The following is a 16,868-nucleotide window of genomic DNA, read 5'->3' on the forward strand; positions in this document are numbered from 1 at the left end:
TCGATCCTTTCATCGGCGATGTTGGGCGCGGCTGACCGTGCGATCAGCTGCGCTCGCGAGGAAATTAGCCCTGATTGGCTTAAGCCGCCACAGGAATGGGCGACGTTGCCATTCCGACGAAGCGATCCTGGGCTTCAATCCTGCCAAGCCAGGTGCGGATGTTGGGGTAGGCATCCAAGCTGACACCACCTTCGGGTGCATGCGCGATATAGCTGTAACCAGCGACATCAGCGAGCGTCAGGCGTTCGGCGACGAGGAAGCTTTTGCCTTCAAGATGCTTTTCCATGACCTCAAACAGGGCATGGGACTTTGCAATGCAGGCCTCATGATCGAATGGCGCTCCAAAAACGGTGACGAGACGGGCACAACATGGGCCAGCGAAAATCTCACCTGCTGCGACGGAGAGCCAGCGCTGGATCTGGGCCGTCTCGACCGGATCGCGCCCGGCCCATTCAGCGGTGTCGCCATAGCGGTCTGCCAGATAGGCAATGATCCCGTTGGAATCCGACAACATTGTGCCGTTATCGTCGATTGCTGGAACTTGCCCGAATGGGCTGATGGCAAGAAATTCAGGTGCTTTGTGAGCGCCATTCGCCATGTCCACTTCAACCGTTTCGTATGGCAGGTCGAGAAGGGCAAGCATCAGTTCGGCCCGGTGGCTGTGGCCAGATTTGGCCACGCGGTGAAGCTTGATTGGGGCTGCGTTGGCAGGGAAGTTGGTGTTCATAGGTAATTCCTTTTTCAAAATGTTGATTAGTTGACTGGTTAAAGGCCAAGATCGGACAGGCCCGGATGGTCGTCGGGTCGACGGCCAAGTGGCCAGCGAAACTTGCGATCTTCTTCGGCAATCGGATGTTCGTTGATGCTGGCGTGGCGCACGGCCATGTATCCGTCTGCATCAAACTCCCAGTTCTCGTTGCCGTAAGCGCGGAACCAGTTGCCGCTATCGTCGCGATATTCGTAGGCATAGCGGACAGCGATGCGGTCCGTATCGAACGCCCAGAGTTCCTTGATCAGACGATAGTCGAGCTCCTTGGCCCATTTTCTGGTCAGGAACTCCTGGATTTCCTTGCGACCTTGCGGAAACTCGGCGCGATTGCGCCATTTGCTGTCGGATGTGTAGGCAAGGGCAACCTTGGCCGGATCGCGTGAGTTCCAGCCATCTTCAGCAAGCCGGATCTTCTCGATTGCGGTCTCACGCGTAAACGGTGGCAGCGGCGGGCGAGGTGCTTCATTCTGTTCCATGGTTTCACTCCTGCATTGGGCGAAAGGGGGAGGGAGGTCCGCGGTGGAGGGTGAGGGATGGGAATACCGCGAACCTCCCAACGGGGTCAGGCCGCGCGGGCCGCCTCGACAACAGGGAAATCGATCTCCGTATCGAACACTTCGTTGAGGTAATTGGTCAGAATATTGTATCCAACGTGACCAACGATCTCGACGATCTCGGCATCGGAAAAGCCGGCGAGCCGGACTGTGGCAATATCGCCTTCGGTCACACGGCCGCGCTCTTCCGCAATCTTGAGCGCGAACTGCACAGCAGCATCGGCTTTGGCGTCCGTAGATCGGCCTGAGCGATTGGACGCGATCTCAGCTTCATCGAGCTTGGCGACGTTCTTGGCGAGATAGGTGTGCGCACTGTTGCAATAGCTGCAGCCATTATAGTTGGCGATGGCCAGCGCGATGCGTTCACGGGTCGCCGCGTTAAGCGAGCCCTTGGAAAGCGCGCCATTCATACCGAGCATGCCCTCAAGCGTGATGGGGCTGTTGGCAACCAGGCGGAAAAGGTTCGGCACGGAACCGAGAGAGACCTCAACCGCTTCAAGAAGTGGGCGAGCAGCCTCTGGGGAGTCTGCGATCGTAGCGGGGGTGGGGATGCGTGACATGTATATTCTCCATTCAATTGAGCAGATGATCTGCCGATGCCGATGGAAATAAGTTCATCCGGCTGAGAGAAGAATGGCCTATTTTGGAAATGGATTATTTCATATTCCTGCTATAATAGGATTGCCATATGGACAGGATTCAGGCTCTCGAAGTGTTTGTAGCGGTGGCCGAGGCGCAGAGCTTTGCTGGTGGCGCGCGCAAGACAGGCCTCAGCCCACCCTCGGTGACGCGCGGGATAAACTCGCTCGAAGAACGCCTGGGCGCACGGTTATTCACGCGCACCACGCGGCGCGTGCGGCTTACCGATGTTGGTCAGGCCTATCTGGAGGATGCACGGCAGATATTGGAGCACTTGCAGGCGGCAAATGATGCTGCTGCGGGCGCGGCAACCAATCCGGTTGGGCAGTTGCGGCTAACCTGTTCGCATGAATTCGGCCGCATCTATGTGATGCCTGTGCTCACCGAATTTCTCGATCTTTATCCTGATGTCTCCGTCGATGTGGTGATGGTCGATCGTATCGTAAATCTGGTGGAGGAAGGATTCGATATCGCCGTTCGGATTGGGCATCTGCCCTCGTCCGATCTGTCTGCAGTACGCGTGGGCCGTGTGCGCCGGGTTGTGTGCGGGGCACCCGGCTATTTCGCGGAAAACGGCATTCCTCGATCTCCTGAGGATCTAAAGATGCACCGCACCGTGGCAATCAGTCCAGTCAGCCCGTCTCTTGAATGGAAGTTCGGATTTGCGATGGAGCAATCCGTTCGGATCAATTCTCGCCTTGTAGTGAGCAGCGTGGCATCGGGCATTGAGGTGGCGCGGAAAGGTTGGGGCCTCACGCGATGCCTATCGTATCAAATCGGACCCGACCTTGAGAATGGAGCGATGCAAACCGTTCTTGAAGACTTCGAACCGGAACCCTTGCCCATCAATCTGGTGCATGTCGAAGGCCGCAGGGCGGCTGCAAAGGTTCGAACTTTCATCGACCTAGCATCCCGGCGGCTGCGTTCGGTTGCGGTGCTGAACTGAGCGAGAGCCGGATCGCACACCAAAATTGCGCCAGTTGCGCGAAAGCTAGACGGGTGTTCCTTTCGCGAAATCTATAAAGGCTCGTAATCTGGAAGGCATGTGTCGCTTCGTGCGGTAGTTGAGCGAATAATGCGGCAACTCAGGCACCATATCTTCGAACAGGCTCACCAACGTGCCATGCTCCAGCGCATCTCTGGCGGCCTCATGATAGACATAGGCAAGGCCGAGGCCGCTGGCCGCGAATTCGACCATGGATCGCAGATTGTTGATAGTCATCCGGCGCTTGGGATTGATCACGCGCGATCCCCCTCCTCTTGAAAGGTCCAGGGTGCAACATTCCCCGAATTGCCAAAGGCAAAGAATATCCCATCGTGATCGAGCAGATCGTCAGGGCGATCAGGCGTGCCTTTCTCTGCGAGATAGCCGGGCGATGCGATCACGGCCATCTTGAGTTTTGGTCCGAGAGGTACGGCGTGTGTATCCTGTTCAAGAAGCGTGTTGGACCGGATTGCTGCGTCGATACCGCTTGTCACCAAATCGACCTTGGCGTCCTCATAAATAAGCTCGACTTGAACGTCCGGGAATTCCTTGGCGAACTGAGCGAGAAGTCGATCAAGGAAGAATGGTCCGGCGCTGTATGGCGCGCTGAGTTTCAATGTGCCAGCAATCGCATCCTTGTCATCATCCAGTTCCTGAATGGCGACCTCAAGGTCGGACAAAGCCGAGCAGGCTGCGCGAATAGAGCCTTTCGCCAGCAGTCGTGAGCGCGACCGAGCGAGTGGATCTTTCAAACAACCTCACACCCAGGCGGTCTTCGAAACGCTGCACGGCTTCGCTGATCGAACCCGCCTGAAGGTTCAGGCGGGACGCAGCGGCCCGGAATCCGTTTGAACGTGCAACCTCGGCGAAGATTGTCAGGTCGCTCAATTGTTGGCGTTCCATTGTTTGATATTCCTTACAGTGTGTTTGTTAAAATACGGATTATCAGATCAATCTAGCGAGCCTATCTGTCTTTGCAAGCCGAAACTGAAACTGAAACACAGGAGAATGATTATGACTGAACGTGAAGAAATCGAAGCTGTCGTTAACGCTTGGAACAATGGCCTGGATGCTGGTGACATCGAAGCGATGGTCGCAACCTGTCATCCGGACACGATGACTGTGAATGAGCGTCAGCCCGTCACAATCGGCACGCAAGGTATCCGCGATAAGTATAACCCCCGCATCGCAGCCGCCGAAATCACCTCGGGATATGACATTGAAGACTTGCAGTTCTTTGGTGATGTTGCCGTCGTTTCGGGTCGTTTTTACGGTACGATGAAAATGCGCGACACCGGAGAAGTCCGTAACCCTGAAGGCCGCCTGGTTCTGGTCTACCAACGTGACGACACGGGCGCCTGGAAGATGATCCTCGACATCGACAATAACGGCCCAGCCTGATCCCTTGCAGGCCGCGTCATACCGGCGCGGCCTGTCTCCCACTTTGAGCTGAGTACCGGGGCGTGAATCATGACAACCTTGGAAACCGTCACCAACGAAATTGTGGGTCTGCACGATTTCTTCGCCGCATGGTTTAACGGCACTGCCGATCGCGATCAGCTTGATCCACGTTTTCTGTCGCGCTTGCATCAGGATATCCAGTTCATCCCGCCAGAAGGCCAGGTAATGAACCGGGCCATCCTGCAAGCGGGCTTTGACAACAGTTACGGATCAAACCCTGATTTTCGCATCGCAATTCGCGATGTCGATATTCGCTATGAGCATGGCGACCATGTTCTTGCCACCTACACAGAATGGCAAACAGGAGCGACGCGGTCCGCCTTGGCCAACAACGCGCGGTTCACCACAGTTCTGATGGAGATGACCAAGCCGGTGACTTGGCTGCACCTACAGGAAACATGGTTGCCTGAGGCTGTGCGTAGCGCAGGTTCGTTCGACTTTTAATGCCATTCATATTGCCCAACTCAAACTGATCGAGGTTCCCAAATGACAAAGCACATAGCCCATCAACCGCGCGAAATTGCCGACTGCGTCAGCGCTTATCTGCAAGAAGGCGACCTGGATGGGATCGTTTCGATGTTCCACCCCGATTGTCTGGTGTTCTTTCCACCTGACGCCCCGCCAAGTGTAGGCCTGGAGGGCGCCAGAAAGGCCTTTGAAGGCTTCTTGGAAGTGCGCCCCAGGATCGAAAGCAAGGTCTTCAGCGAAATCATCACTGGCGACACGGCCATGCTCCGCGCGAACTGGCGGGTTATCGCGCCCGACGGGTCGGTCATGGCGGAAGGCCAATCGACTGAAGTTGCCAAGAAACTGGACAATGGTGGCTGGGGCTATCTAATTGATTGCCCCAACGGCCCGCCCAATCTTGAGGATGCGTAGCCATGGCTGATCAGAATTTCCATGAGCATGAGATGCGCCTCCAAAACAAGATGGGGATGCGCGACCAGATCGACATGCTCACGGAAAGGCTGATGCACGATGAGATGCCTAATCAGCATCGCGAATTTTATGCTGGTCTTGAATACATCTTGGTCGGCACGGTCGGCGCAGATGGGAAACCATATGCTTCAATGCTGACCGGCTCCGTTGGCTTTGCGTCGTCACCTGATCCCAAAATCTTGAGTATTCGCAATACGATTGACGGCGAAGATCCCGCATTTGCTGAGCTGAAAGTGGGTGCCCCGGTTAGCGTTCTGGGCATTGAGCTTAGCAATAGGCGCCGTAACCGGATGCATGGCCGGATTGCTCGCATCGACCCGAATGGTTTCGATATTGCGGTCAGCCAGAGCTACGGCAATTGCCCCAAATATATCAGCACACGCGCGATTATCGATCGTGTCGGCACGCCAGTAAGTCCGATTGTGGCAGAGCGAGATGAGCTGTCGGTGCAAGACGTCGATCTGATAAAGAGGTCCGATACGTTCTTCATTGCCAGCCATCACCTTGATGGCAGCGGCCAGCCATATGAGGGCAGTGATATGTCGCACCGCGGCGGCAACCCGGGCTTTATCCACGTCGAGGGGAACGGCCGATTTGTTGTCCCTGATTATAGGGGCAACAATCTGTTCAACACGATTGGCAATCTGGTCTCGAACTCCGCTGCCGCTGTGCTCTTCGTCGATTTTGAAACGGGCTATCTGCTCCACATCAATGCGGCAGCGAAGATTATCGAAGATGAGGCCGCGATTGCAGTATATCCCGGCGCAAAGCGATTGATCGCTTTCGATGTGTTAGACGTCCGCGCCACAGACGCTGGCATCGGCTTGAGGTGGCAGCTGCTTAAACCATCACCGGTCAATCCGGCGCTTTGAGGGTCTCGGCGTCGACTGTATTTTAGGCGATCTTCGCTGCGGATATAGCGGCTGCCTTCCAGTCATAGCCACGCGCCAGCTGTTCCAGACCTACAATCGACTTTGCAGCGCCAGATCCGAATATGAATGACATAGAGACCATGCGTTTAAGGTCGATGCCTTCAATGGGGCGCATATTGATGCCCGCCACAACCGTTGAAAATTCACCCAGGGTGCAAACGCCCTTGCCTGCGGCCACCAGTTGCTGGATCCAGTCTTCACGATCAGATTGCACCTTTGGGCGTATGTCCAATCTTTTTTCAGTCACCATCGCCAGAAAATCTGATCGGAATTCGCAGTTCAAACGATCAAAATAGCTTTCCTTGGAGAATTCTTCCAAACTGATCTGAGACTTGTCTGCAAGTTCAGGTTTGTCTCCAAAGGCCATTAGAATTCGCTCTTCGAAAAGAGGGGTGGTTTTTATCTTATGATTTTCAGACGGCCGCTGTGTACAAATGCAGGCATCGAGGAAACCCGACAGTATCGCCTCTTCAGAAGTGGATTGGTCGATTTGGTGCAGAACGATGCGTGTGTTGGAATTCTCGTTCATGAATTGCGAGAAAAAATCTGCAAACTTCGCTGGCCCCAGAGAGTTAGCGATGCCGATGTTCAACATGCAATGGCCAGATTGCAAATGCTCTTCCGCAAGCATTTTTGCACGCGCTTCGCTCTCCGCAATGCTTGAGAACTCCTGGCGAATTTTCTGACCCAGTTCTGTCAGTCGCGTGTTCTTGCCATCGCGAATAATCAGCAGACCGCGAAATTCATCCTCCAGTTTCTGGATGGATTTGGTCAAGGCGGGTTGCGAAATATTGTGCTGCTGTGATGCCTGCGTAAAGTTCAGCGTCTCAGCTACCGACAGAAAGTATTTTATCTGACTTAGCTCCACGTGATCCCTCCTAAGCTATGATTTTATCGCCGTCGTAAAAGAGCATCGATCACGCATCGCAACCGATGCCATCATTCTTCAAAAAACTGCCCTAGGGCAGAGTTCTGATGGAGGACGCGAGATATGGTCTTCAGGTTGAACACAGTCGATTTTCATCTCAGGTGTCTAGGTGTGGCTTGCAATATTTGCAACCTTGCACCGCAACATGCCAGCCCGACTTAGGCCGATATTGATCTTCACATTTTCAACCGGATAGCAATTCGTGCGAACAAGCAATGGTAGCTGGCCTCTCATCGCCAGCCGCCATTGCATTGCCGCTTTTAGGAATCGTCTAGTGAAGCCTCAACTTCGCCGAGCCATTTGGGGACGGGTGGGTTTCCATCTTCCCATAAGACCGGATATGCTTCCACGTAGATCCAATCGGTGTCTTCTGCCGGAACATGGCAAGCCAGACAGTCTCGTTTGTAATCCGTGGCCACTTGTTTCGTGGGTTCTTTGGCCTCGAATAACGCCCAACCCCAGCCATCTCCCCAGAGCGGGTTGTCGCCAAAACGCTGCTGAGCGTCCTTGACCATAACAAACCAGACGCCCTTGTCTGTGGCATAACTGGCCGCACCTGTAGACAATTGTGCGGTCGCCGCGCTCCTCACTTCCTTGACGAGGACAGCGCCATCAGGGAACTTGCCCGTGCTTCGATAGGCGTCAATCGTGCCTGGCGAAACATACACTTGGTGCATGCCATTGGTGGTCCCGGCCCCGTCAGCTGTCGACCAAGCTCCCAGAGTTTGCCATTCCAAGAAGTCTTCCGGAAAAGAAATGTCTCCACTGTCAGATACAATATCTGACGGCCAAGCCACCTCTCCATTTGCTAGCTCGGAACCCTCAGGAGAGGATTCCGAGCCGCACGAACCGAGGGCCAATGCTAAGGCAGCCACGGCGCCTAATTTTGCTTTTCTCATGGAGTGCCTCCCTCCGCTTTTTGTTCACTTAGTTGGGTTTGGCAGCTCGCAAAACTGGATAAAACTGCGTGAAAACGAAATCGTCAGCAGCAGACGCCGCATGGCAAGCATTACAAGATGCTGTTGGCATGGCGGAAGCCGTTTGCTCATACGGGGGGCTGAGTGACCAAAGCTGAAATAGGCCCATCCGCCAGGCTCGTCCTTAAAACGCTCAGTATCCTTCACAGTCAGTTCCAGACCCTGAAACTCACCTTCGAAGTAACCAACTCCGCTGACTTCCTGAGTGGATCCGTTTTCCGCATTGTTGTTGCTGCGAACGCTTGTAAGTTCTTTGGCGATCTGAGTTCCTTCGGGGAACTCTCCCGTGGCCGAATATGCGGCGAATGCGGTGGGCTCAATATAAACATTGTGGAATTCCGGGAATGGAGCTTCCCCGCCATTGAGAGCATTTGGCGTGAGAGGTGCCCCGATGAAGACCCATTCGCGCCAATTTTCCGGCTGGTTCACCGAACCATCATCATTAAAGGATGCGCGGATTATCTCACCCGACGCCTCAGAGGACGCTGTGGCTCGATCACCCTCACCAGCTCTATCTGCTCCCTGCGTACAAGCGGCAAGAGCAAGTGATCCTGCGGCAATGAATGTCCACTTTGTTCGATTGATAAATAGGTCTTTGGCCATGGGGCACCCTCCGTTGCTTTAGTCCTTCACAGGACAGCCTATGGCAAAGTTCCGCCGCCGATTACATTTATTGATTCGATAAGTTCTGGTAATGCGAATGAAACCATCGATTGATGGTATGATGCCTATGTTTGGCACACGGAGCGCTCAGACCGCAGCAAGGGCAAAGATAGAGGATGTAGCCGATCGGCGCGCTGGCGCCGCTTCGCCAGGCTCGCCTCTCTCCTTAGAGATTGGGCATCGGCAGCTCTTTAGGCCTGAACCAATTCTTCATTGCAAAGCGTGCGGCGGATCAATTCCCCATCTTTAAACCACTGCCACGTTCGCGCTCGCTTTTTTCCGGTAGATCCAATGGTAATCATCTCGAAGAAGTTGGCGCCTGGTTCATCTTTGCGATCCAGATTGAGCAGGATGATTCCATCATAAGTTTCCCATCCCCAGCCCGAAAAGCGGTCATTTTCCCACCACAGGCGGTCTTCGCGAAGTTCGCCGTTTAGGGTCGCACGATATTGCTTAGCCATCGGACCAAGTGAATTCGTTGTGCTGGATGTAGGCATAAGGACCGGAGGTTGGAAAGACGCATTCAACTTTCGTCTCGTGTTCATCGATCAAATTGCCAACCGCGTCGACATGCCGATAAATCCCTTTCCAGACCCCTGCATGGCGCAACATGCCTGGCATGATACCGTCAAGAATAGGCTTTTGTGATGAACTCATAAGACGACTACCTCTCTCATTTGGCCTTTCCGATAGGAACCTTGGGTGCCATCGAATAACAACTCGTTGGGTTCTTGACACAACGATTGATTGTTTTCAGACTGGTGTCGCTAATATGAAAAAGCCCGATATCCGCGCACGGTTCATCCGTCCTTCGCTCGACCCTCAGAAGTTAACGCACTTTATGGCGGTATATGAAACCGGCGTATTTTCTGTCGCCGCAGCGGATGTTGGCGTCACTCAGCAGGCAATTTCGAAGAGCATTGCAAGGTTGGAAGACAGCCTGGGTGTCGTTCTGTTTGAACGTCGGCCCACAGGCGTCGCTCCGACGATCTTCGCCCACACTCTGGCGAAACGCGCGCGCGCCATCATTTCCGAAAGCAAACTCGCTGCGGCCGAATTGATCGCGTTGCGCGGCGCGGGACAGGGCTTCGTCCGAATTGGTCTGGGCTGGACGTTTTTACCGCGTCTGGGGCCTGAATTGATCGAGCGATTCAAGCGGTCGAACCCCGATGTGACCGTTTCTATCGTGACCGGCGAGTCGCGCCAGCTTTATGCTTCGCTGCTGATCGGAGATGTTGAATTCGTCGCCAGCGCGCCACCCGCCGATATGGTTGCCGATCCGATGATCCAGCGACACCCCCTGTTTGTTGATCGTGATCAGCTGGTCATGCGTGCGGGCCATCCTTTGGCGAAACGCGACAGCCATACGCTCGAAGATTTGCGTACACAGACTTGGATGATCTCGCTCCAGCTCAGTCAGCAATGGAAGAGCATTTGCGATACCTTTTTGAAGCAACAACTGGAGCCGCCAGCCAATTTCGTCGATCTCAATTCGGTCATATTATTGAAATCTATGCTGTTATCTACCGACGGGGTTGCGCTGTTATCGCCCGAGCTCGTCTCTCTGCCGCATGAGCAGGCGTTGTACCATACGATCGGCGACAACCCCTTTGCCCTGCCGCGCAAAGCGTATCTTGCCACGCGCAAAAATGCCGATCAGCAGGCGCTGACACGGCAGATGATAACGATCTTTGACCAGGTATGGCGCGAGATGATCGATGAGCGGTTACATTGTGCTCCACCCGCGTCCAAATTCTAAGAGTGTTGCCTCTTCATCATAACAACCAGAAGTTGTGGTGACAGGCGAACGTTTTGTTGGCGCCTCACTCTCCAAGCGTTATTTCTCAATCAAATTTGTCCGGACAAATTGACAAATTGCCCATCGAGCGCACACCGGGGAACAATGTGCCGAAGGGATAGTCACAATTGCTGCTTGGGAGGCCCATTTATGTCTAATCGTCTTACCGCCAGAACTGCTTTTCTGTTTGCAGCGTCGGCACTCGCACTGAGTTCTGGCGCAACGGTGTCCGCGCAAGAGGCGGATGACAGCGCCGCATCGAGCGGTGCTGATGGCAGTCAGTCAACTATCATCGTGACCGCGCAGCGGCGCGCACAAGACATTCAAGATGTCCCATTGGCCGTTACCGCTTTGGACCAAAGGACGCTGGACGTTCTGGCAGTGAAGAACACGATCGACCTTGTCGATTCCATTCCAAACCTGGTGGGTAGCAACAACACCACATTGGGCAGCGCGAACGTCTATTTCATCAGGGGCCAGGGGCAGGACGAATCCTTCCCAACATTCGATCCGGCGGTTGGCACATATATTGATGAAATCTTCGTCGCCCGCCAAAACGCCAACAACATCGCCCTGTTTGATGTTGAGCGGACCGAAGTCTTGCGTGGGCCGCAGGGAACGCTGTTTGGTAAAAACACGACTGGCGGTGCGATTAATATCGTTCTTGCCCGCCCCGCTGATGAATTTGGCGGCTTTGTCGAGGCCAGCTATGGCCGGTTCGACGAGGTCATCGTCCGCGGTACGGTTGATCTGCCCGCGTCCGAAAACGTCCGGATAAAGGCCAGCGGCTTTTATGTTGATGACAATGGTTGGCTACCCAACCCTGTATTGGGCCGCAATCTGAACGATCGTCAGGCTTGGGGTGTTCGCGGGGCTGTTGATATTGATCTCACTCCCGACCTGAATTGGTATCTGACCGCTGACTATATTGATGACGATGTCACGAACCTTACGGGCCGCGACACCATCGCCGGGGACAACAATCTGACAACCGGCAACTTTGGTGAGGTTGAACTCGAATCCATCTCGATCCTTCCCAATGGTCTCGACGCGATCTATCCGGGTGTGCAATCCAAGGCAGACCCGGGCAGTGTGAGCCGCTCGCTGAATTTCTCGTCCAATTTGAGCTACGAGCTTGATAATGGTCAGATCAGTCTGATTGTCGGCTATCGCCAGCTTGAGAATGATTTCCTGACCAACTTCCCGCTGCCGAACTTCGATTTTCTCGCTGTTCCTGGTGCTGAAGATGATATTTTCGTCATCGATAACCTTGGCGAGTTTGATCAGTTTTCTGCTGAGCTGAAATACAATGCTCAACTGTTTAACGATGCAGTCAACCTTACCGTCGGCCTCTTCTACCTGAGGGAGGAGAACACTAGTGATGTGGCCGCCTATTTCGGTATTTTTGGCGCGACACGTGACCGGATCATTGCCAACGATACAGAAAATATCGCAGTCTATGCTCAGGCCGATATCTCAATTACGGATCAGCTAATCGCTACGCTCGGTGGACGCTTTACTGATGAGAGCAAAGACTTCTCAGTGTCTGACAACGCTCCGGTTGGTGACATCACCGACCTGACTACGGCGAACCTGATTGCATTGGGTATTCCGACAACGATTTCGGAAAGCATTTTCACCCCGCGTTTTGCACTTCAGTACTTCATCAATGATGATTTGAACGTCTTTGCGTCGGCCACACGCGGCTTCCGGTCGGGCGGTTGGAATGCGCGGGTTGATAATGCTTCAGGCCTTACGCCATTCCTTGCAGAGCGTGTTTGGTCCTATGAGACTGGAGTGAGGGCGAGCATTGGTCCGGCGTTGAGATTGGCTGTCACCGGCTTCTTCCAACGCACTACTAATTTCCAAGCGAACACAGCCCTAGAAGGCGGAGCCTTTGCGGTTGGTAATGCTGGCGCGCTAGAGAATTTGGGTCTGGAGGCTGAGGCATTCATCAGTCCTACCGATAACTTGAATTTCTATGTTGCACTTGGCCTGCAAGATGCCGAGCTGTTGCCAAGCGATGAAGAGTTTGCGGCCTGTGCGGCTCCAAACACGCAGCTATCGTCTTTCGACATCGATTGTAACATTGCGCGGACACGGCGAACACCATCATCGCAGGTCACATTTGGTGGGTCTTGGGATATCGATATGGGTCCGGTGACCATCACGCCGCGCGGAAGCATACGCGTGTCATCTGACCTTGATATTGCGACCAGAAGCTTGGGTCCGGTTGATGGCTACACGCTTGTTAACGCGGGCATTGACATCACACCGTCGAACTCAAATGCGATCACACTCTCGGTCGAATGCAGCAATTGCACAGACGAGCGTTATCTGGTCTCTACATTTGGCCAAGGCGATCAATACTTCAACCGTCCGGGTCGCTGGGCCATTCGCGTCCGCTACAATTTTGGTGGTCGTGCGTTCTAAGCGACGATCCTTACAAACAAGCAACGGCGGGCCGCCTATGGCCCGCCGTTCATTTGTGGCAGGCACAGCCGGGCTTGGAGCTGGTCTTATGATGAGCGGGTGTACGAATACCCTTGAAGCAAGCGCTGGCACCGCCGGTCAGGACATGGTTTTGGTGCACGGTGCCTGGCATGGGGGCTGGTGCTGGGAATTGGCGGAGCCGCTGCTTGAGCAGGCGGGATACCGCGTTCATTCCGTGACACTGCCTGGGCTTGGTGATCGCGCTGCCGAACTTAAAGATGGTCTAGGGCTTGATGATCACATTGCCGCTGTCACGAAATATATCGCTGACAATGGACTGACAGACCTGGTTTTGGTCGGCCACTCATATGGCGGTATGGTCATAACCGGCGTCGCCGATCAATTGCGCGATAGCCTTGCGCATGTGGTGTATCTTGATGCCGCCGTGCCAAAAAATGGCGAGAGTATGATCAGCTATGGCGAACCGCGCCCAGCGGAGGTGATCGCTGCGAGCGAGGCCGGTTTGGCGCAACTTGCCACCGACGGAATTGCAATACCCCCATTCCCGCCTGAGCTGTTCGGCGTTCCAGTATCGCATCCTTCCTACGAGTGGGTTAGTGAGCGGCTGACACCGCACCCGCTAAAGACATGGCTTGATCCGATTTCACTTAAGCAAGGCGGGGCTGACGGATTGCCACGTACATATATTCATTGCGTCGATCCTATTCTGCCACAGACCCAGTTTCCGTATATTGCTCAGCAAGTGTCGGGCGATCCCACATGGCGCTATTTCGAGCTCCAAACCGGTCATGATGCCATGATAACCGATCCCGTCGGTTTGACGCGACTTTTGGCAGACCTCCATATTTCGAAGCGAGCATAGAGCCGATGACACAAGCGTCCAAAACTGGTGAGTTTCGCCTCGGTACCAAGCCATTGATTGCCGCTCTTGTCGGGGTGGCGTTAGGCGCATCTCCGATACCCTACAATTCTATCGGACTTGTCATTGATCCGATTACGAAAGAATATGGTTGGAGCGTTGAGCAGGTTGCCAACGGCATCACCATTTTCGGCGTTGTTGCCGCGCTTCTTGCGCCGTTGTTTGGCGCTTTTGCCGATCGCATAGGGTCGCGCAAGGTGGCGATCTGGTCATTGGCTGCCTTCATCGTCACCTTCTCCCTTCTTTATTTTACGCCGCCAAATGTCTGGTGGTGGTATGCAATCTGGGTCTTGATCAGCCTGTTCGGTATCGGCTCTACACCGGTCACCTGGAGCCGCGGGATCAGCCAATGGTTTGTTGAAAATCGGGGGCTGGCGCTTGGGATCATGCTGCTGGGCACCAGCGTTACTGCGATCATCCTGCCCCGGCTTGGCACTGCGATTATCGAAGAATTCGGATGGCGCATGTTGTTCCCGATGCTGGCCGGACTGTCTGCCATTATCGCCCTGCCTCTGGCGATTGCCTGGTTCCGTGAACCTAAACAGGAGGAGCGACCACCGGCGCTGGCGGATGAAGGGGGAGAACTTCTGGGCATCACAATCGGCGAGGCGCTGCGTAATTATCGCTTCTGGATTCTTGTCGCATCGACGGTGCTCATATCGATCGCCTATGGCGGCGCTCACGTCCACATGGTGCCGATGGTGCGTACACACGGGTTTACCACGGTCGATGCTGCCGGCGTGGCGACGCTGATCGGAGTGGGTATTATCCTCGGGCGCGTAGTTGTCGGCCTACTATTTGATCGGTTCTGGGCGCCCGGTGTCGCGTTTCCCGTCCTGCTCTTACCGGCGATTTCCGCCTATATTCTGATCGGCCAGGATGCGCCGCTCAGCCAGCTTCATATCGCTGCCTTCCTGCTTGGCCTTGCCGCCGGAGCAGAGAGCGATGTGATCGCATTTATGGTCGCGCGCTATTTTGGTATGAAGAATTACGGCAAGATATTCGGTGCCGTATACCTTTTCTTCGGCCTTTGCGCTGGCGTCTCGCCAAAGCTTTATGCGCGCGCGGTTGACCAGACTGGAAGCTATGATTCCATGCTGCAAATTGCGATGGTCCTGTTTCTTATCGGCGGTTCATTGCTGTTGCTGCTGGGCCGTTATCCCGATCTCAAAGCAGCGGACACGGGAGGGTCCGCCCAACCCAGTGGAGCTACTGCATGACAACCACCCTCCTTGAAAAGTCTCTCGCCGATCAGCTAACCCAAACAGGGGCTGAGGTTCTGTCCGGTGCAGATGACCTCGAATTCTATGCGCATGACATCTATTCGCGCGGGGCCGATCTTTCTGCGGTTGTTAGACCGGTAGACAAGCATCAACTTGCCGCGGCGATTAAGGCTGCAACCGATGCCGGGCACGCCGTTGTGCCGCGTGGTGGCGGCATGAGCTATACGGGCGGATATACGGCGGGAACACCTGGTGCGGTGCTGTTCGATCTGGCCGGGATGGACCAGATCATTGAAGTCAATGAAACCGACATGACCGTGACGGTTGAGGCTGGTTGCACCTGGGCCAAGCTGCGTGAAAAACTGGAACCGCTGGGTCTGCGGACTCCGATGTGGGGCACCCTGTCAGGGCTAAAAGCCAGCATTGGCGGCGGGATGAGCCAGAATGGCATCTTCTGGGGAACGGGCCGTTATGGCACCGCCGTCCAGGGCTGTCTGGCGCTGGAAGTGGCGCTGGCCGATGGCTCCTTACTTTCCGTGGGTAAAGGTTTCACCCGTCCCTATGGCCCTGATCTGGTTGGGGTGTTCCTGAGTGACACGGGCGCTTTGGGTATCAAGGCGACTGTCACACTGCGTCTGATCCGCGAAGCAGACGCCCATGGCTATGCCAGTTTTGCCTTTGACGATCACGCCAGCTGGCTGACCGCAGCAAGCGAGATTGAACGGCGCGGGATAGCGACCGAATGTTTCGGTTTCGATCCGTTTCTCAATGCGATCAGGATGAAACGCGATAGCCTTGCAGGGGATGCCAAACAGTTGGTTGGCATGATGAAGAAGCAGGTCAGTGTGCTGAAGGCACTGAAAGAAGGCGTGAAGGTTGTCGCTGCTGGCCGGGACTTTCTGAAAGACGCTAATTTCTCACTTCATGTGCTGGCCGAGGGACGCATTCAGGCGGCCGCCGATGCCGATGTCGCGATTGCTCGCGAGATTGTTACGGCCAATGGTGGACGTGAGATTGAGAACACCATTCCTAAGATTATCCGCGCCAATCCCTTTGGCCCGCTGAACTCAATCCTGGGACCCGATGGAGAACGCTGGGCACCGGTTCACGGGCTGGTTTCGCACAGCAAGGCGAACGCTTGTTTCCAGGCGTTTCTAGACTTGTTTGCACGTCATCAGGATGAGATGGACGCGCATGGCATGCATTATGGGACTTTGGTGGCCAATGTTGGCAATTCGGGCATGATTGTCGAACCATGTCTGTATTGGCCCGATGCGCGCAATCCGTTGATCGAGGATACGGTTGAGGATGCGCATCTCGGCAAGCTGCCAGTGCTAGCAGCAAACTCAGATGCCTGGGCGCTCTGCCAGAAAATGCGCAAAGCGATTGCCGACGTCTTTTTTGAGCATGACGCGGCTCACTTTCAGATCGGGCGGACTTATCGCTATCGTGACAGTCTCGCTCCGGCGGCCGACGATTTGCTTGTCACCATCAAGCGGCACCTTGATCCGCGAGGCCTTATGAATCCAGGATCACTCGGTTTGTAAACTTCGCTGGCCTTGCAAATACCCGCGTTACGTTATCGAGGATGTTTGCTCTGGCTGGGCCTTGAAACGGGAAATGCCGC

At 54.7% G+C, this 16,868-nt stretch carries 21 protein-coding genes; 10 read left to right on the forward strand and 11 right to left on the reverse strand.

Going from position 1 to position 16,868, the window contains the following annotated elements:
- Positions 1 to 79: 79 nt before the first annotated feature.
- The 3 genes from AC0V6Z_RS08090 to AC0V6Z_RS08100 all read right to left on the reverse strand — a co-directional run bounded on the left by AC0V6Z_RS08090 (position 80) and on the right by AC0V6Z_RS08100 (position 1,883).
- Positions 80 to 727 carry a glutathione S-transferase family protein gene (locus tag AC0V6Z_RS08090; RefSeq protein ID WP_472638020.1) on the reverse strand — a complete coding sequence of 216 codons (648 nt, stop codon included), beginning with the start codon at positions 725 to 727 and terminating at the stop codon, positions 80 to 82.
- Positions 728 to 765: 38 nt separating this feature from the next.
- Positions 766 to 1,245 (reverse strand): nuclear transport factor 2 family protein, encoded by a 480-nt coding sequence (locus AC0V6Z_RS08095; protein ID WP_472638021.1) that lies wholly within the window; start codon positions 1,243 to 1,245, stop codon positions 766 to 768.
- An 86-nt stretch (positions 1,246 to 1,331) separates the two neighbouring features.
- Positions 1,332 to 1,883 (reverse strand): carboxymuconolactone decarboxylase family protein, encoded by a 552-nt coding sequence (locus AC0V6Z_RS08100; protein ID WP_472638022.1) that lies wholly within the window; start codon positions 1,881 to 1,883, stop codon positions 1,332 to 1,334.
- Positions 1,884 to 2,011: 128 nt separating this feature from the next.
- Here AC0V6Z_RS08100 and AC0V6Z_RS08105 point away from each other — a divergent pair, with 128 nt between their 5' ends.
- Positions 2,012 to 2,908, forward strand: coding sequence for a LysR family transcriptional regulator (locus AC0V6Z_RS08105; protein WP_472638023.1), 897 nt, complete (start codon positions 2,012 to 2,014; stop codon positions 2,906 to 2,908).
- 45 nt (positions 2,909 to 2,953) lie between these two features.
- Here AC0V6Z_RS08105 and AC0V6Z_RS08110 read toward each other — a convergent pair whose 3' ends face one another.
- The 3 genes from AC0V6Z_RS08110 to AC0V6Z_RS08120 are packed head-to-tail and all read right to left on the reverse strand — an operon-like array spanning position 2,954 to position 3,850.
- Positions 2,954 to 3,205 carry a LysR substrate-binding domain-containing protein gene (locus tag AC0V6Z_RS08110; protein ID WP_472638024.1) on the reverse strand — a complete coding sequence of 84 codons (252 nt, stop codon included), beginning with the start codon at positions 3,203 to 3,205 and terminating at the stop codon, positions 2,954 to 2,956.
- Positions 3,202 to 3,627 carry a LysR substrate-binding domain-containing protein gene (locus AC0V6Z_RS08115; RefSeq protein ID WP_472638025.1) on the reverse strand — a complete coding sequence of 142 codons (426 nt, stop codon included), beginning with the start codon at positions 3,625 to 3,627 and terminating at the stop codon, positions 3,202 to 3,204. Before AC0V6Z_RS08115 ends, AC0V6Z_RS08110 begins: the two co-directional genes overlap by 4 nt.
- Complete coding sequence (locus AC0V6Z_RS08120) at positions 3,614 to 3,850, reverse strand: LysR family transcriptional regulator (protein ID WP_472638026.1); 237 nt, start codon at positions 3,848 to 3,850, stop codon at positions 3,614 to 3,616. Before AC0V6Z_RS08120 ends, AC0V6Z_RS08115 begins: the two co-directional genes overlap by 14 nt.
- Positions 3,851 to 3,961: 111 nt before the next feature.
- Between AC0V6Z_RS08120 and AC0V6Z_RS08125 the strand changes: the two genes are divergently transcribed.
- The 4 genes from AC0V6Z_RS08125 (at position 3,962) to AC0V6Z_RS08140 (ending at position 6,219) form a co-directional block, all read left to right on the forward strand.
- A complete protein-coding gene (locus AC0V6Z_RS08125; protein WP_472638027.1) occupies positions 3,962 to 4,348 on the forward strand; it encodes a YybH family protein in 387 nt (128 codons plus the stop codon).
- A gap of 69 nt (positions 4,349 to 4,417) precedes the next feature.
- Positions 4,418 to 4,852 (forward strand): hypothetical protein, encoded by a 435-nt coding sequence (locus tag AC0V6Z_RS08130; protein WP_472638028.1) that lies wholly within the window; start codon positions 4,418 to 4,420, stop codon positions 4,850 to 4,852.
- Positions 4,853 to 4,894: 42 nt separating this feature from the next.
- Positions 4,895 to 5,287, forward strand: a complete 393-nt coding sequence (locus AC0V6Z_RS08135; RefSeq protein ID WP_472638029.1) for a YybH family protein — start codon at positions 4,895 to 4,897, stop codon at positions 5,285 to 5,287.
- Positions 5,288 to 5,289: 2 nt separating this feature from the next.
- A complete protein-coding gene (locus AC0V6Z_RS08140; protein ID WP_472638030.1) occupies positions 5,290 to 6,219 on the forward strand; it encodes a hypothetical protein in 930 nt (309 codons plus the stop codon).
- Between the two features lie 22 nt (positions 6,220 to 6,241).
- Here AC0V6Z_RS08140 and AC0V6Z_RS08145 read toward each other — a convergent pair whose 3' ends face one another.
- The 5 genes from AC0V6Z_RS08145 to AC0V6Z_RS08165 all read right to left on the reverse strand — a co-directional run bounded on the left by AC0V6Z_RS08145 (position 6,242) and on the right by AC0V6Z_RS08165 (position 9,504).
- Positions 6,242 to 7,147 (reverse strand): LysR family transcriptional regulator, encoded by a 906-nt coding sequence (locus AC0V6Z_RS08145; protein WP_472638031.1) that lies wholly within the window; start codon positions 7,145 to 7,147, stop codon positions 6,242 to 6,244.
- Positions 7,148 to 7,467: 320 nt separating this feature from the next.
- A complete protein-coding gene (locus AC0V6Z_RS08150; protein ID WP_472638032.1) occupies positions 7,468 to 8,106 on the reverse strand; it encodes a cytochrome P460 family protein in 639 nt (212 codons plus the stop codon).
- A 24-nt stretch (positions 8,107 to 8,130) separates the two neighbouring features.
- Positions 8,131 to 8,787 carry a cytochrome P460 family protein gene (locus AC0V6Z_RS08155; protein WP_472638033.1) on the reverse strand — a complete coding sequence of 219 codons (657 nt, stop codon included), beginning with the start codon at positions 8,785 to 8,787 and terminating at the stop codon, positions 8,131 to 8,133.
- Between the two features lie 251 nt (positions 8,788 to 9,038).
- Positions 9,039 to 9,308, reverse strand: coding sequence for a hypothetical protein (locus tag AC0V6Z_RS08160; protein WP_472638034.1), 270 nt, complete (start codon positions 9,306 to 9,308; stop codon positions 9,039 to 9,041).
- Positions 9,301 to 9,504, reverse strand: coding sequence for a hypothetical protein (locus tag AC0V6Z_RS08165; protein WP_472638035.1), 204 nt, complete (start codon positions 9,502 to 9,504; stop codon positions 9,301 to 9,303). Before AC0V6Z_RS08165 ends, AC0V6Z_RS08160 begins: the two co-directional genes overlap by 8 nt.
- Positions 9,505 to 9,619: 115 nt before the next feature.
- Between AC0V6Z_RS08165 and AC0V6Z_RS08170 the strand changes: the two genes are divergently transcribed.
- The 5 genes from AC0V6Z_RS08170 to AC0V6Z_RS08190 all read left to right on the forward strand — a co-directional run bounded on the left by AC0V6Z_RS08170 (position 9,620) and on the right by AC0V6Z_RS08190 (position 16,788).
- Positions 9,620 to 10,606, forward strand: a complete 987-nt coding sequence (locus tag AC0V6Z_RS08170; protein WP_472638036.1) for a LysR family transcriptional regulator — start codon at positions 9,620 to 9,622, stop codon at positions 10,604 to 10,606.
- 189 nt (positions 10,607 to 10,795) lie between these two features.
- Positions 10,796 to 13,078 (forward strand): TonB-dependent receptor, encoded by a 2,283-nt coding sequence (locus tag AC0V6Z_RS08175; protein ID WP_472638037.1) that lies wholly within the window; start codon positions 10,796 to 10,798, stop codon positions 13,076 to 13,078.
- A gap of 37 nt (positions 13,079 to 13,115) precedes the next feature.
- Complete coding sequence (locus AC0V6Z_RS08180; RefSeq protein ID WP_472638038.1) at positions 13,116 to 13,961, forward strand: alpha/beta fold hydrolase; 846 nt, start codon at positions 13,116 to 13,118, stop codon at positions 13,959 to 13,961.
- Positions 13,962 to 13,966: 5 nt separating this feature from the next.
- Positions 13,967 to 15,238, forward strand: a complete 1,272-nt coding sequence (locus tag AC0V6Z_RS08185; protein ID WP_472638039.1) for an MFS transporter — start codon at positions 13,967 to 13,969, stop codon at positions 15,236 to 15,238.
- Positions 15,235 to 16,788 (forward strand): FAD-binding oxidoreductase, encoded by a 1,554-nt coding sequence (locus AC0V6Z_RS08190; protein WP_472638040.1) that lies wholly within the window; start codon positions 15,235 to 15,237, stop codon positions 16,786 to 16,788. Before AC0V6Z_RS08185 ends, AC0V6Z_RS08190 begins: the two co-directional genes overlap by 4 nt.
- The last annotated feature ends 80 nt before the right edge of the window (positions 16,789 to 16,868 follow it).

This window comes from Erythrobacter sp. SN6-5, assembly GCF_057364945.1.

Excerpts from the sequence above, each read along its gene's own strand:
- AC0V6Z_RS08090 (WP_472638020.1), bottom strand. The coding sequence starts at position 727 with ATGAACACCAACTTCCCTGCCAACGCAGCCCCAATCAAGCTTCACCGC.
- AC0V6Z_RS08095 (WP_472638021.1), bottom strand. The coding sequence starts at position 1,245 with ATGGAACAGAATGAAGCACCTCGCCCGCCGCTGCCACCGTTTACGCGT.
- AC0V6Z_RS08100 (WP_472638022.1), bottom strand. The coding sequence starts at position 1,883 with ATGTCACGCATCCCCACCCCCGCTACGATCGCAGACTCCCCAGAGGCT.
- AC0V6Z_RS08105 (WP_472638023.1), top strand. The coding sequence starts at position 2,012 with ATGGACAGGATTCAGGCTCTCGAAGTGTTTGTAGCGGTGGCCGAGGCG.
- AC0V6Z_RS08120 (WP_472638026.1), bottom strand. The coding sequence starts at position 3,850 with ATGGAACGCCAACAATTGAGCGACCTGACAATCTTCGCCGAGGTTGCA.
- AC0V6Z_RS08125 (WP_472638027.1), top strand. The coding sequence starts at position 3,962 with ATGACTGAACGTGAAGAAATCGAAGCTGTCGTTAACGCTTGGAACAAT.
- AC0V6Z_RS08130 (WP_472638028.1), top strand. The coding sequence starts at position 4,418 with ATGACAACCTTGGAAACCGTCACCAACGAAATTGTGGGTCTGCACGAT.
- AC0V6Z_RS08135 (WP_472638029.1), top strand. The coding sequence starts at position 4,895 with ATGACAAAGCACATAGCCCATCAACCGCGCGAAATTGCCGACTGCGTC.
- AC0V6Z_RS08140 (WP_472638030.1), top strand. The coding sequence starts at position 5,290 with ATGGCTGATCAGAATTTCCATGAGCATGAGATGCGCCTCCAAAACAAG.
- AC0V6Z_RS08150 (WP_472638032.1), bottom strand. The coding sequence starts at position 8,106 with ATGAGAAAAGCAAAATTAGGCGCCGTGGCTGCCTTAGCATTGGCCCTC.
- AC0V6Z_RS08155 (WP_472638033.1), bottom strand. The coding sequence starts at position 8,787 with ATGGCCAAAGACCTATTTATCAATCGAACAAAGTGGACATTCATTGCC.
- AC0V6Z_RS08160 (WP_472638034.1), bottom strand. The coding sequence starts at position 9,308 with ATGGCTAAGCAATATCGTGCGACCCTAAACGGCGAACTTCGCGAAGAC.
- AC0V6Z_RS08165 (WP_472638035.1), bottom strand. The coding sequence starts at position 9,504 with ATGAGTTCATCACAAAAGCCTATTCTTGACGGTATCATGCCAGGCATG.
- AC0V6Z_RS08170 (WP_472638036.1), top strand. The coding sequence starts at position 9,620 with ATGAAAAAGCCCGATATCCGCGCACGGTTCATCCGTCCTTCGCTCGAC.
- AC0V6Z_RS08175 (WP_472638037.1), top strand. The coding sequence starts at position 10,796 with ATGTCTAATCGTCTTACCGCCAGAACTGCTTTTCTGTTTGCAGCGTCG.
- AC0V6Z_RS08180 (WP_472638038.1), top strand. The coding sequence starts at position 13,116 with ATGGCCCGCCGTTCATTTGTGGCAGGCACAGCCGGGCTTGGAGCTGGT.
- AC0V6Z_RS08185 (WP_472638039.1), top strand. The coding sequence starts at position 13,967 with ATGACACAAGCGTCCAAAACTGGTGAGTTTCGCCTCGGTACCAAGCCA.
- AC0V6Z_RS08190 (WP_472638040.1), top strand. The coding sequence starts at position 15,235 with ATGACAACCACCCTCCTTGAAAAGTCTCTCGCCGATCAGCTAACCCAA.